General features: G+C 62.0%; 12 protein-coding genes, 1 tRNA gene and 1 pseudogene. 6 read left to right on the plus strand and 8 right to left on the minus strand.

Annotated elements, in window-relative coordinates; translation table 11 throughout:
- Positions 1-724: 724 nt before the first annotated feature.
- The 3 genes and pseudogenes from NPS58_RS29495 to mqo form a co-directional block, all read left to right on the plus strand.
- Positions 725-835: pseudogene (locus NPS58_RS29495) on the plus strand (hypothetical protein); the annotation flags it as partial.
- Positions 836-1,063: 228 nt separating this feature from the next.
- Entirely contained in the window at positions 1,064-1,768 is a 705-nt protein-coding gene (locus tag NPS58_RS29500; RefSeq protein ID WP_425313044.1) for a methyl-accepting chemotaxis protein, read from the plus strand.
- Between the two features lie 386 nt (positions 1,769-2,154).
- Positions 2,155-3,753, plus strand: coding sequence for a malate dehydrogenase (quinone) (gene mqo, locus NPS58_RS01745; protein WP_274113075.1), 1,599 nt, complete (start codon positions 2,155-2,157; stop codon positions 3,751-3,753).
- A 126-nt stretch (positions 3,754-3,879) separates the two neighbouring features.
- On the opposite strand, the gene NPS58_RS01750 is transcribed toward mqo, so the two are convergent.
- The 3 genes from NPS58_RS01750 to NPS58_RS01760 all read right to left on the minus strand — a co-directional run bounded on the left by NPS58_RS01750 (position 3,880) and on the right by NPS58_RS01760 (position 4,752).
- A complete protein-coding gene (locus NPS58_RS01750) occupies positions 3,880-4,254 on the minus strand; it encodes a glycine zipper domain-containing protein (RefSeq protein ID WP_274113076.1) in 375 nt (124 codons plus the stop codon).
- 134 nt (positions 4,255-4,388) lie between these two features.
- Positions 4,389-4,465: transfer RNA gene (locus tag NPS58_RS01755), tRNA-Pro, on the minus strand.
- A 65-nt stretch (positions 4,466-4,530) separates the two neighbouring features.
- Entirely contained in the window at positions 4,531-4,752 is a 222-nt protein-coding gene (locus NPS58_RS01760) for a YgdI/YgdR family lipoprotein (protein ID WP_028945906.1), read from the minus strand.
- Positions 4,753-4,927: 175 nt separating this feature from the next.
- Here NPS58_RS01760 and moaB point away from each other — a divergent pair, with 175 nt between their 5' ends.
- Both moaB and glp read left to right on the plus strand, forming a co-directional pair.
- Positions 4,928-5,467 (plus strand): molybdenum cofactor biosynthesis protein B, encoded by a 540-nt coding sequence (moaB, locus tag NPS58_RS01765; RefSeq protein ID WP_274113077.1) that lies wholly within the window; start codon positions 4,928-4,930, stop codon positions 5,465-5,467.
- 22 nt (positions 5,468-5,489) lie between these two features.
- Positions 5,490-6,677, plus strand: a complete 1,188-nt coding sequence (gene glp / locus NPS58_RS01770; protein WP_274115335.1) for a gephyrin-like molybdotransferase Glp — start codon at positions 5,490-5,492, stop codon at positions 6,675-6,677.
- Here the strand turns inward: glp and NPS58_RS01775 are convergent.
- Complete coding sequence (locus NPS58_RS01775; RefSeq protein WP_274113078.1) at positions 6,666-7,913, minus strand: glycosyltransferase family 4 protein; 1,248 nt, start codon at positions 7,911-7,913, stop codon at positions 6,666-6,668. The genes glp and NPS58_RS01775 overlap by 12 nt on opposite strands.
- Positions 7,914-7,975: 62 nt before the next feature.
- Entirely contained in the window at positions 7,976-9,430 is a 1,455-nt protein-coding gene (locus NPS58_RS01780; protein WP_274113079.1) for a mannose-1-phosphate guanylyltransferase/mannose-6-phosphate isomerase, read from the minus strand.
- A gap of 267 nt (positions 9,431-9,697) precedes the next feature.
- On the opposite strand from NPS58_RS01780, the gene yegS reads away from it, so the two are divergent.
- Positions 9,698-10,597, plus strand: coding sequence for a lipid kinase YegS (gene yegS, locus NPS58_RS01785; RefSeq protein WP_274113080.1), 900 nt, complete (start codon positions 9,698-9,700; stop codon positions 10,595-10,597).
- On the opposite strand, the gene NPS58_RS01790 is transcribed toward yegS, so the two are convergent.
- From NPS58_RS01790 to NPS58_RS01800, 3 genes are all read right to left on the minus strand, one after another.
- Positions 10,581-11,240, minus strand: coding sequence for a response regulator (locus NPS58_RS01790; RefSeq protein ID WP_274113081.1), 660 nt, complete (start codon positions 11,238-11,240; stop codon positions 10,581-10,583). The two genes, yegS and NPS58_RS01790, sit on opposite strands and share 17 nt — an antisense overlap.
- Positions 11,237-12,127 (minus strand): sensor histidine kinase, encoded by an 891-nt coding sequence (locus tag NPS58_RS01795; RefSeq protein WP_274113082.1) that lies wholly within the window; start codon positions 12,125-12,127, stop codon positions 11,237-11,239. Before NPS58_RS01795 ends, NPS58_RS01790 begins: the two co-directional genes overlap by 4 nt.
- 445 nt (positions 12,128-12,572) lie before the next feature.
- Complete coding sequence (locus tag NPS58_RS01800) at positions 12,573-13,073, minus strand: histidine kinase (protein WP_425313012.1); 501 nt, start codon at positions 13,071-13,073, stop codon at positions 12,573-12,575.
- Between the last annotated feature and the right edge of the window lie 124 nt (positions 13,074-13,197).

A 13,197-nucleotide genomic window follows, 5' to 3' on the forward strand; every position in this document is an offset into this window, starting at 1 on the left:
TTGCGTAACGCTCGAACTTGGCTGCTATCGACCGATGGCAGCTTTTTTTTCGCCTGCAGCCGTGGCCTGCAAACGAAGACCAGGAAGTCTTCGCCTGGTCGATGCCGCGTGGCGTCGCTCCCTTTTTTTCCTTGTCCCGAGATTCCTTCCGATGTTGCGTCAATCCCTCAGAGTGCAAATCCTTGCGTTACTCGGTGGCAGCCTGTTGGCGATACTGCTGATTGCGCTGGTCTGCTTTCAATTGCTGTCGTCCAGTGTGCGCGGGTATGGGCAGCTGATTAACGGTCCGCTTCAGGCTTCGCAATTGATTGATGAGGCCAATTTGCAATTCAAGGTTCAGGTTCAGGAATGGAAAAACGTGCTGTTGCGCGGCAAGCAGCCGGCCGAGCGAGATAAATACTGGCAGCAGTTCCAGGCCCGTGAGCAGCAAGTACAGGGCATTCTCGAACAATTGATCCAGGGCAGCGATGCAACGCTCAAGGCCCGCGCCGAGCAGTTGAAGGAAAGCCACCGCCAGTTGGGACAGGCGTATGAGCGAGGGCGCCAGGCGTTTCTTGCTGCGGGCGCCGATCCGGTGGTCGGCGATCAGGCCGTCAAGGGCGTGGACCGCGCTGCGAGTGAGCAGATGAGCGCGCTGGTCAACCAGTTGCGCAGCGATGCCCAGGCCCGCGCCCAGGCCATCAGCCAGTCGGCGGAGCGTACCGTGTGGCTGGGGCTGCTGGTGATGTTCGGTTCGGCATTGCTGGTCGGTGTGTTCAGCCTGTGGCTGGTCAACCGCAGCTTGATCGAGCCGATTCGGGGCTTGATCGAGTATGTCGCGCAGTTGAGCCAGGGGCGATTCGAGGCGCGTGTCGCCACAGACCGTCAGGATGAGCTGGGCCGCCTGGCGGTCGCGGCCAATACCTTGCGCGACTTTCTTGCCGATACCATCGCCCGCCTGCAGAACAATGCCGGTGAGCTGGAAACCGCCAGCGGTGAACTGCGTACCCTGGCCGGCAGCATGGCCCGTGGCACTGATGACCAGTTCCAGCGTACCGACCAGGTGGCCACGGCCATGCATGAGATGTCTGCCACGGCCCAGGAGGTTGCCCGCCATGCCGCCGAAGCGGCAAAAGCGGCCGATGACGCCGACCATAATGCCCAGGCAGGCGAACAGGTGATGCAGGCCACCATCGCCACCATCGCGATGGTGAATCAGGAAATCGCCGGCACCGCGTCAGTGATTCGCAACCTGGAGGGCGACAGTGCGCGCATTGGCAAGGTACTGGAGGTGATCCGCGGGATTGCCGAGCAAACCAATCTGCTGGCGCTCAACGCCGCCATCGAGGCGGCGCGGGCAGGGGAGGCGGGGCGCGGCTTCGCGGTGGTCGCCGACGAGGTGCGCAGCCTGGCCCAGCGCACGGCGGCCTCGATTGCCGAAATCAACCAGATCATCAGCGCGGTACAGTCCGGCGCCCTGGAGGCGGTCAAGGCCATCGAAAGCGGCCAGCAACGCAGCGAGGAAGGTGCCGAGCAGGTTCAGCACGCCGGGCAGATGCTGCAGCGCATCACCGTGGCGGTGGAGGCCATCCGCGACATGAACCGGCAGATCGCCACTGCCGCCGAAGAGCAAACCAGCGTGGCGGAAGACATCTCCCGCAACCTGGTGGAAATCACCCGTATCGCCACGGCCAACCAGCAAGCCGTACAGCATACCGAGCAGGCGGGCCACCGATTGCATGGCTTGTCGGGCCAATTGGGAGAAGTGACCGCGCGGCTGAGCGCATAAGCGGGGGAAACCCGCCACATTGAGCGTCTTGAGGCAGTCGGTGTGGCGGATTGTCGCCAGTCAAACCGTCAAATATGGGGTGCGACGACTCGTCCTAGCTATTAGCCCTTGGTATTGCAAGAGTTGGCCTGTTTTGTGCTTAAAGGCGGGCAGGCCTATGCCTCGCAAATGCCCGGCGACTGTCTTCACGGCCAGCCGCCAGGGTGACGACCGTTCCCGATCCATCGAACAACCCCAGCCGCCAACCATCGCGCGTGCACTCAGGCCGATTGCCCGACCGCCGGGTCCAGCTAAGCTTTGGTTTGCGCGAGCAACAACAAGAATCAGGGCGTGCACAACGGGGCCAGCGGTCATTGCCAATTACTTCACCTCAATTGGATTGAATTATGAAAAAAATCCTGCTGACGCTCCTGTGCCTGAGTGTCATCGGCTGCTCCAAGCCCAGCGAGCCAGAGAAAACCGTAGACGTGCTGCTGATCGGCGGCGGCATCATGAGCGCAAGTCTCGGTACCTACCTCAATGAGCTCGAGCCGGGCTGGTCGATCGACATCTACGAGCGCCTGGACAAGGTCGCCGAAGAAAGCTCCAACGCCTGGAACAACGCCGGTACCGGTCACTCCGCATTCTGCGAGCTGAACTACACCAGCGAAGGTGCCGACGGCAAGATCGATATCAGCAAGGCGGTCGGCGTCAACGAGCAGTTCGAGATCTCCAAGCAGTTCTGGGCCTACCAGGTCGAGCAGAACGTGCTGAGCAACCCGAAGTCGTTCATCAACAACGTTCCGCACATGAGCTTCGTCTGGGGCGAGAAGAATGTCGAATTCCTCAAGAAGCGCCACGAAGCCCTGCAGCACAGCTCGCTGTTCCGCGGCATGGAATACTCCGAAGACCACGCACAGATCCAGAAGTGGGTGCCGGTCGTGATGGAAGGCCGCGCAGCCGACCAGAAGATCGCCGCGACCCGCATGTCGATCGGTACCGACGTCAACTTCGGCGAAATCACCCGCCAGATGATTGCCTCGCTGACCAAGCACGACAACGTCAAGCTGCATGTGCAGCATGAAGTGCGCGACATCGTGCGCAACGCCGACAACACCTGGACCGTGGTCGTTGCCGACCTGGCCAACAAGGGTGTCGAGCGCAGCGTGAAGGCCAAGTTCGTCTTCATCGGTGCTGGTGGTGGCGCTTTGAAGCTGCTGCAGAAGTCGGGCATTCCCGAGGCTGATGGCTACGCAGGCTTCCCGGTTGGCGGCCAGTTCCTGATGACCGACAACCAGGACATCGTTGCTCGCCACAAGGCCAAGCTGTACGGCAAGGCTTCGGTTGGTGCGCCGCCGATGTCCGTTCCGCACCTGGACACCCGTGTGATCGACGGCAAGGAAGTACTGCTGTTCGGCCCGTTCGCCACCTTCTCCACCAAGTTCCTCAAGAACGGTTCGCTGCTGGACATGTTCGCGGCGCTGACCACGCACAACATCCTGCCGATGACGCATGCGGGTATCGACAACATCGACCTGAGCACCTACTTGATGGGTCAGCTGATGCTCAGCTTCGAAGATCGCATGGACGCCCTGCGCGAGTACTACCCGAACGCCAAGGATCAGGACTGGAAGCTGCTGCAGGCCGGCCAGCGTGTCCAGGTTATCAAGAAGGATCCGGTACACGGTGGTGTGCTGCAGTTCGGTACTGAAGTCGTAGCCTCCCAGGACGGCACCATCGCCGCACTGCTGGGTGCATCGCCAGGTGCTTCGACCGCCGCGCCGATCATGCTGACCGTGCTCGAGAAGACCTACAAGGATCGCATCAAGACCCCTGAGTGGCAGTCCAAGCTCAAGGAGATCATTCCGACCTATGGTCAGAAGCTCAACAACAACCTTGAGCTGACCAACAAGACCCGCGAGTGGAGCAGCTCGCGCCTGGGCCTGCTGTATGTTCCGGTGCTGCCGGAAGCAGCCCCTGCGGTACAGGCTGAGCCTGCGCTGTAAGCTTGAGTCGCGGCAAAAACGAACAACCCCCTGCATAGGGGGTTGTTTTGTTTCCGGGCCCTGAATGCATCGCGGGGCAAGCCCGCGCCTATCGATAGGCGCGGGCTTGCCCCGCGAATGGCGCTATCAGTGACGCTTCTTGCGATGGTCATCCGCCAGGTTGTTGCCCAGGGCGCCGCCGGCAGCACCACCCAGGCCTGCACCAATGGTGGCACCGGTCTTGCCGCCCAGCTTGTTGCCGACCAGCGAGCCACCAGCCGAACCCAGGCCGCCGCCAATGGCTGCCTTGGTCTTGTTGCCTTTTTTCGCGGCCATGGCGCTGCCGGTGGCACCACCGACACCGGCACCGATTGCGGCACCGGTACTGCCGCCAAGCTTCTGCCCGACCACGTTACCCAAAGCACCACCCAGGCCACCGCCAAGAGCGGTCTGGCCATCGCCGGCCACGGCGCCTTGCGCGCACAGCAGGCCCAGGGTCAGGGCGGCAAGAGTCTTACGCATGTGAATCAACCTCAAAGTTCGAAAGGCGCGCATTCTGCTGGCCCTGTTGCTGCGGCGCAATGCTGGCCAGTGCAGTTTGTAGAATGACGGGCATGAAAAAGCCCGCATCAGGGCGGGCTTTTCGTTGAGTAATCTGGTCGGAGAGACAGGATTCGAACCTGCGGCCTTCTCGTCCCGAACGAGACGCGCTACCTGGCTGCGCTACACTCCGATGGAGAAAATATTACTCAAAATTTGCTCCCCGGCAAGCCCCCTTCGGGAGGCTTGGCGCAGGTGTCAGAGGTCCTTGACGGTACGCACCTGATCCTTGTTGATACGGGTTTGCTTGCCATCAAGTTGTTCGAATTCGTAGAAACCCGACTCTTCGTCGTACTGCGGCGTGTCGACTGCCTGGATTTCTCTCCCGTCATTCAGGGTGATGACGGTTGGCGATGCACAGCCAGCCAGGGTGCCCAGACCCAGGGCGAGCAGGAAGGCGGGAAGGGTCCGTTTAATCATGGTGTGTCTCCAGTAAAGGATGGTGCGTATTGTCCTTGAGACGCAGTGTGGCTGCGCAAGTTCCTTGTAGATTGCAGCATAGCCCCTGCGCGGTGTTGTGGATGGGCAAAAATCCCATGTAGGGCTGTGATATAAATCCGCTGCATATTCCCCCTCAATATGGATTCAAGATCTGATGAAAGCCAAGGCAGATGTACCTTTCGTGCCGCTGAACATCGCGGTGTTGACGGTCAGCGATACCCGTACCCTGGAAACCGATACCTCTGGCCAGATGTTCGTCGATCGTCTTACCGAAGCCGGCCATGGCCTTGCCGCACGGGTGTTGCTCAAGGACGATCTGTACAAGATCCGCGCCCAGGTAGCGACCTGGATTGCCGACGATCAGGTGCAGGTGGTGCTGATCACCGGCGGTACCGGCTTCACTGGCCGCGACAGCACCCCTGAAGCGGTCGCTTGCCTGCTGGACAAGCAGGTCGAGGGCTTCGGTGAGCTGTTCCGGCACATCTCTGTGGCAGACATCGGCACCTCCACCGTGCAGTCCCGCGCCTTGGCAGGGCTGGCCAATGGCACCCTGGTGTGCTGCCTGCCAGGCTCCACCAATGCCGTGCGCACCGGCTGGGACGGCATTCTCGCCGAACAGCTGGATGCCCGTCATCGCCCCTGCAATTTCGTCACTCACCTGAAGCAGGCCGAACCCTGCGCCAGCCGTGGCTGAGGCGCCTGTGAGCAAGCCATTGATGCCGGTCGAAGAGGCCCTCGCGCGTTTGCTGGCGCTGGCCGAGGCCGCCCCGATTGCAGGCACCGAGACCGTCGCCCTGGCCGATGCCGAAGGTCGCGTGCTGGCCGAGGAGCTGGTTGCAAACCTCGACCTGCCGCCCTGGCCCAACAGCGCCATGGACGGCTATGCACTGCGGTTGGACGACTGGCAGGGCGAGTCGTTGCCGGTCAGCCAGCGGATCTTCGCCGGACACGCGCCGCAGCCGCTGCAGCCGGGAACCTGTGCGCGTATCTTCACCGGTGCGCCACTGCCGCCAGGTGCCGATTGCGTCGAAATGCAGGAAAACGCCGAGGTAGAGGACGATCAGCGCGTGCGCTTCACCGAGCCGCTGCGCATCGGCCAGAATGTTCGCCCGCAGGGGCAGGAGGCTCGCAAAGGGGACTCGGTGCTGGCCGCCGGTACCCGCCTGGGGCCAATCGAATTGGGCCTGGCCGCGACGCTCGGTTTTGCCGAGCTCGCGGTGGTGCGCAGGGTCAAGGTAGCCGTGCTGTCCACCGGCGATGAGCTGGTGGAGCCGGGCTTGCCGCTGGGGCCGGGGCAGATCTACAACAGTAACCGGCGATTGTTGGTGAGTTGGTTGCAACGCCTGGGGTGCGAGGTGATCGATGCCGGGATTCTTGCCGATGACCTGCAGAAAACCCGCGATTGCCTGGCTGGCTTGCAGCACGTCGACCTGATTCTCTCGACCGGGGGCGTGTCGGTAGGCGAGGCGGATTATCTGGGGCTTGCCTTGCGCGAAGCCGGGGAGCTGGCGCTGTGGAAGCTGGCGATCAAGCCCGGCAAGCCGTTGACCTTCGGTCATTATCAAGGCGTGCCGGTCATCGGGTTACCGGGCAATCCGGCCTCGACGCTGGTGACCTTCGGGCTGCTCACGCGGCCGTACCTGCTGCGCCGCCAGGGTGTCGTCGATGTGACGCCGCTGCAGTTTGCAGTGCCTTCGGGTTTCGACTGGCCGGTAGCTGGCCATCGCCGGGAGTACCTGCGAGCACGTCTGGAGCAGGGCCAGGCCCTTATCTACAAGAACCAGAACTCGGGCGTGCTGCGCAGTGCCGCGTGGGCCGAGGGCCTGGTGGAAGTCCGTGAGGGCACCACGCCGACCAAGGGCGACACTGTGCAGTTCATCCCCTTGAGCGAACTACTCGGCTGAACGGCTGAGCAGTCCATCGCTGCTCGGCTGCTCACATGCCGGCGCGCGCTGGCTCAGGCGCGCATGGACGTTCTCGAGCTGGGCAGCGGCAATGCTCCAGTCATGGCGGTCGTTGACGAACTGGCGCGCCGCCTCCGACAGTTGGCGCATGCGCCAGGGCTGGTTGAGCAATTGGGTGATCAGCAGGGCCAGTTGATCGGGGTCATCGCTGCCCAGGTAGTGCTCGCCCAGCGCTACTTGCAACCCGGACACTCCCTTGAGTGTGGTGACGACCGGCAAGCCTGCGGCCATGGCTTCCAGTACCTTGATTTTCGAACCGCCGCCATAGCGAAGCGGGGCGAAGAAAATCGCCGAGTGCCGTTGCAGCTCGCGCAGGTCGGGCAGATAACCCACCCATTCGATTCGCGGATCGGTCCAGCGCGACTTCCAGCTCTCTGGCAGCCCATACCCCACCACGGCCAGGCGCACCGCCGGGTTGCTCTGCCAGACCTGCGGCAGGATGTCTTCCAGCGCCCATTCGATGGCTTCAAGGCTGGCACCGTGCTCGAAGTTACCGACAAATAGCAGCCGCTGACTGTGCGGTGAGGGGTGAATGTCGCGAAAGTGCGTGCAGTCGACGCCGTTGATCACCAGCGATGCCGGGTTGCTGGTCAGGTGGCTGATGTGTTCGGCATCGATAGGGCTTACCGCGACCACTTCATCGGCCTGGCTCAGCACTCGGCGTTCCCAGTGCCGATAGCGCCAGCGGTCGAAGGCATTGAAGGGGCGCAGCCACAGCGGCAGGCGGTCGTGACAGGCATCGCCTGCCGTTGATTCGATGGTGTGTTCGCTGAGTACGAAGGGCAGGCCGCGGGCTTGCAGGGCTTTTTCGAAGGGTTGGAAGCTGTAGCTGTGTTCGATCTGGATCACATCCCAGTGTTCGTCCAGCAGGTGTTCGAAGCAGTGACGCAGGTGCGGCGCAAGGCCGTTGACACTGGCCCGCATGGGATAACCGACATACAGCGCCGCGAGGACATTCAGCGGGCTGTGCAAGGGCCGCCTGGGCAACACGATCAGGCGTTCGAGCAGTGGCTCGAGCGCCTGGCGCGCAGCTTCGCTGGGAGGGATTTTCGACTGCACCAGCAAGGTGATCTGGTGGCCGCGCTGCGCCAGGCTGCGCAGCAAGTGATATTGCCGGGATTTGCCGCCGCTGGTGGTCGGCCAGGGCAGGTAGGGCAGTGTCCAGAGTACGCGCATGACCCCTTTCCTCTAGTGCCGGGCGGTGACGACATGCAGACAACAAGGACGCGCCCAGGGTCTCAGCTGATGGCTGGCTCCCGGGCGCGTCCGTAGCTATCAGTAAAGCGCACGATGTCGTCCTCACCCAGGTATTCGCCACTTTGTACTTCGATCATGACCAGGTCGATCACGCCGGGGTTGGTCAGGCGATGTACCCGCCCCGGCTTGATGAAGGTCGATTCGTTGGTGTCGAGCTGGAACTCCTGTTCACCGTTGGTCACCCGGGCAGTGCCGCTGACCACAATCCAGTGTTCGCTGCGGTGATGGTGCTTTTGCAGTGAGAGTGACGCTTGCGGGCGGACCACGATGCGCTTGATCTTGAAGCGCGGGCCTTCCTCGAGCACCGTGTAGGTGCCCCACGGGCGATCGACCGTACGGTGCAGGCGATAGGCCGTGTGGCCCTGGCGCTTCAACTGCTGGGCAATCACCTTGACCTCCTGGCTGCGCGAGGCATCGGCAACCAGCAGGGCGTCAGGTGTATCGATGATGATCAGGTTGTCCAGGCCGACGCCGCCTACCAGGCGGCGCGGCGAGTCGATGTAGCAGTTGGACACGTCGTGCAGCACGGTTTCGCCGTTGCAGCGGTTGCCCTGGGGGTCGGCTGCCTGAAGCTCGCGTACGGCCTGCCAGCAGCCGATATCGCTCCAGCCAAGCTGCGCTGGCAATACGGCGACCCGCTGAGAGGTTTCCATCACGGCGTAGTCGATGGAAATGTCGGGGACCTTGTCGAACATTGTCGCGTCGAGCTCCAGTTGCTGCTCGCCCAGGCCCTGCTTGCATGGGCTGTGTTGTATGCACCGATTGACGGCAGCCAGCAGTTCGGGGGCGTGCTGCTCAAGCTCGGCGAGGATCGCGTCCACGCGCATGCAGAACATGCCGGCATTCCACAGATGCTGGCCCCCCTGCAGATACGCTTGGGCGCGGGTGGCATCGGGCTTTTCGACAAAGTGCGCGACCCTGTAGCCATTCCCGGTCAGCGGCTGGCCTTTTTCGATGTAGCCAAAACCGGTTTCTGCACGGTCGGGAACCAGGCCGAACGTTGTCAGCCAACCTTGCGCCGCCAGTGTGCGAGCCTCGCTGACGGCGCGCTCGAAGGCAGCGGTGTCGGTAATCAGGTGGTCGGCTGGCAGTACCAGCAATTGGGCGTCTTCGCCATGCAGGTGCGCGCAGTGCAGGGCTGCGGCGGCAATGGCGGGCGCCGTATTGCGCCCGAACGGCTCGAGGATAAAGTCCAGGTCCAGGCCGGTCTGGTTCACCTGGCGGTATTCATCCAGCGTACGGAAGTACACGTCACGGTGGGTCACGGTCAGCACGCGCTCAATGCCGGACAGTTTGCCAGCGCGCGAAAAGGTTTTTTGCAGCAGGCTCTGGCCATCGGGCAGGCGCATGAAGGGCTTGGGCATGGCTTCGCGGGAAACGGGCCAAAGCCGGGTGCCGGCGCCACCAGCGATGATGCAGGGAATCAGAGCGCTCATTCTACGGCCTTGAAGTCAGTGCACTGGAGCTACAGTGCAGGATGGGTATTAGGAAACGGAAAGGAGTGTCAATAAAATGTCACTCTTGTTGTTTGTATTAAGTATGGCCAATTATTTGTCGAGTGCTGGGTCCAAATGGCCATACTTACAATTTTGTATGAAGAGGTGCCTGGGAATTATCCGTTACATCGACCGCAAGGTGTGCAGCATTCGCTCATTTGCGCAGGTCCAAATGCGCTCGAGGGACTTGATTAAGTGGGAGACACTATGGCGCAGCGCAAGGCTTTGATGATCCTGCATGGCAAGCAAGCCATGAACGAGCAGGTGCGGGCGGCCGTTGTCGCCATGCGTGAACGCGGTTGGCAGTTGGATGTGCGAGTGACCTGGGAGGGCGGTGATGCCGCGCGTTTGGTCGAGGAGGCCCTGGCAGCCGGGTACGGTCATCTGGTGGCTGGCGGCGGCGATGGCACCTTGCGTGACGTCGCCGAGGCCATGGCCCGGGCCCGTACCCAGGCCAGCCTGGTGCTTCTGCCGCTAGGCACGGCCAATGATTTTGCGCGCGCCGCCGGCATACCGCTGGAACCCGATCAGGCGTTGGCACTGCTGGAGGTGCCCGCCACGGCCATCGACCTGGGGCAGGTCGGCGAGCAGGTATTTCTCAATATGGCCACTGGCGGCTTTGGCAGCCAGGTAACGGCCAATACCTCTGAAGACCTGAAGAAGGTATTAGGCGCGGCAGCCTACCTGTTCACGGGCTTGTCCCGCTTCAGCGAGCTCAGTGCGGCCTCGGTGGAGCTGCACGGCCCGGATTTCAAATGGCGCGGAGACCTGTTGGCGCTGGGAATCGGCAACGGCCGCCAGGCAGGGGGTGGGCATGTGCTGTGCCCCGAGGCACTGGTGGATGACGGGTTACTGGACATCAGTATTCTGCCGGCGCCACAGGAAGTGGTGGGCGCCTTGCGTAGCTTGCTCAGCGATGGACTGGGCCTTGAAAACATGTTGGTGCGGGCGCGTCTGCCGTGGGTCGAGATCAAATGCTCGCAAGGCCTGGACATCAACCTGGACGGAGAGCCGTTGCAAGGGGACAGCCTGCGCTTCGAGGTGCTGGCAGCGGCGTTGCGGGTGCACCTGCCGGTCGGATCGCCGCTGCTCAGTCGTCGAGGCTGATGATCTGCTCGCGTACGGCGAACAGCACAAGACCTGCCACGTCATAGATCTGCAGGCGTTTCATGATCTGTGAGCGGTGGGTTTCGACGGTCTTGATGCTCAAGCCCAGCCCTTGGGCGATTTCTCGGGTGGACTTGCCGCGCACGATCAGGCGCAGGATTTCCAGCTGGCGGGCCGTCAGGTTGTGGTTTTCGGTGGCGGGCGGCTTGCCGGTCTGGGCTCGCAGCAGGGCCTGGTTGATTACGGTGTGGGCAATCGCAGGGCTCAGGTAACGCTCGTTGCTGCGCAGCGCCGCCAATGCCTGTTCCAGTTCGGTGGCCGTGGTGTCCTTGAGCAGGTAGCCATGGGCGCCGCTTTCCAGGGCCTGCATGATCAGTTCGGGGTCGGTGTGCATCGACAGGATCAGCACCTTGCTGCGACAGCCGCTGGCGCGCAGGCAGCCGAGGGCTTGCAAGCCGCTGGTCGAGCGCATGGAAATGTCCAGCAGGACGATATCCGGGTCCAGTTGCTCGACCAGCTCGACGACCTGGCTGCCATCGTCGCCTTCGCCAATCACGGTGTACCCGGGGATGTCCGACACCAGGGCGCGGACTCCGGCGCGAATCAGTGAGTGGTCGTCCACCAGCAGCAATTTACAGGTCATGGGGCGGTACTTGTCTTGGCGCGTTCGAGGGTGCGCGGCGGCCAGGGAAACAAGGCATGGATCCGGGTGCCTTGGCCAGGTTGGCTGCTGACCGACAGGTTGCCACCGAGCAAGGTGGCGCGTTCGGCCATGCCGGCCATGCCCCGTTGCCCTTCGTCGGCTGGGTTGCTGGCGGGCAAGAACCCCTGGCCGTCATCGTCGATCGTCAATGACAATCCTTCAGGCAGGCGTTGGATGCGTACTAGCAGGTTGCCGGCGCGGGCATGGCGCAGCATGTTGGTTACCGCTTCCTGGGTGATGCGGAAGGCCGCGATGGCCATCTCCTCGGGTACGCCACCCAGGCGCTGGCGGCACTCCAGGCTCCAGTTGACGTCGGTGTTCTCCAGGGTTCGCAGCAAATGCGCGCGCAGACTGGCCTCCAGCCCCAGGCTGGCAAGCTGGCGCGGGTTGAGTATGGCTGCAACGTCGCGCACGTTGGCCAGGGTGTCATCCAGTGTGCTGAGCAGGGTGCTGCATTGCGCCTGCAACTCGTTCGGCGCGCGACGTTGCAGCCAGCTGACCTGGAGTTTTGCTGCAGTCAGCAGTTGACCGATTTCGTCGTGAAGCTCGCGGCTCAGGCGCTGGCGCTCGTTTTCCTGGACTTTGAGCAGGCGATCGGCAAGTTCGGCTGGGCGCATGGCAATCGTGCGTGCCCAGTGGCGCAGGTGGCAGCCGATGCTCAACATCGCCACCAGGTGCAGGGCCATCACGCTGGCAGGCATCGGTTGGCCGCTCAGGTACAGCGCCAGGTTGGCAATGATCGAGGCCAGGCACAGAAGCGCGGTCGACCAGCGCAACAGGGCGGCCCCGGGACGCCAGTGCGTGAGTGTCTTGAGGCTTGTGAGCATAGAAAATGAAGCCACTGAAATTTCGCTATCGAAGTCTTGCAATGGTCAAGCTAGAGGCGTTGCCGTATTGCCTTCAATAATAGTTGACGGTCGTTGTCGGGCGCGTTGATGAAAGGCGTGTGACAAATGAAGGAATCGAAATATCGGTCAACCCAAGTGTAAAAGTCATCCTGCGGTGTGCATGGTATCACTTCAAATACAAATGGTCGCGGACTCCTATAACTGTCTGAATCATCAGGTTTTACGGGCGGGTAGAGAGGTTCCGGCGCGCGCACTGGCCTAGCACTTTGCCATCAGCTGGAAGCGCAAAAAAACTATTACAAGATGAATTAGATCAGCAGTTTCGCGAGCGCGAACAAGTGATCGGTGTGTAGGCAAAGTTCCACCTTAGTATATGGCGCTCAATACCATGAACTGAGTTGGGCAAATAGTTTACTAAGGTTGCTTAGTTGCCCGTAGTTGAGCGCCCCATTGCCATTTTGGGTACCTGGGCAGGGTGCTCGCAGGGGCTCATGCTCAAGGTGCAGGGCGCGCAGGCTTGAGACGGGTGCAGGGCAGTCGCCAGGTTGTCGAGCAGCACCACTTGCTCCTCGGTGTCCAGGTTGAGGCGACCGGTGCGCGGATCGACCAACTCCAATTGCCAGGCCAGCAACGTCAAACAGTCCTGTATGGCCGTGAGTGCACCTTCGGGCAGGTGGATCGGTGCCTGTGCCGACTCAAGCAACTGCTGCAGTTGCTGGCAGTAGCCAGCCACCTCCACCAGTCCCAGCGCCTGGGCGCGGGAGACCAGGATCGCGAGGGTGTCGTTCAGGCAGTGGCAGGCATCCGGGTCGTTGTCGATCAGCTCCAGGTGCTGCAGGCACTCTTCGGCCTTGGTCAGCAGGACCTGGGCATCCACCAGGAAATCCTGCAGGGCGCTGCTGATCAGTGAGTCGATAGTCATCATTTGGCTCCAGCACACAGGGCTGGAGCAAGGATTGGCAACAATGAGGCGATCGCTGACAAAAGCCTGACTCCGTTCATGCAATGAGAATGGCGTCACATTAATGGCTAATGGATATCGCGAACAT

The sequence above is a fragment of the Pseudomonas putida genome, from assembly GCF_028682455.1.
Classification (GTDB): domain Bacteria; phylum Pseudomonadota; class Gammaproteobacteria; order Pseudomonadales; family Pseudomonadaceae; genus Aquipseudomonas; species Aquipseudomonas putida_AA.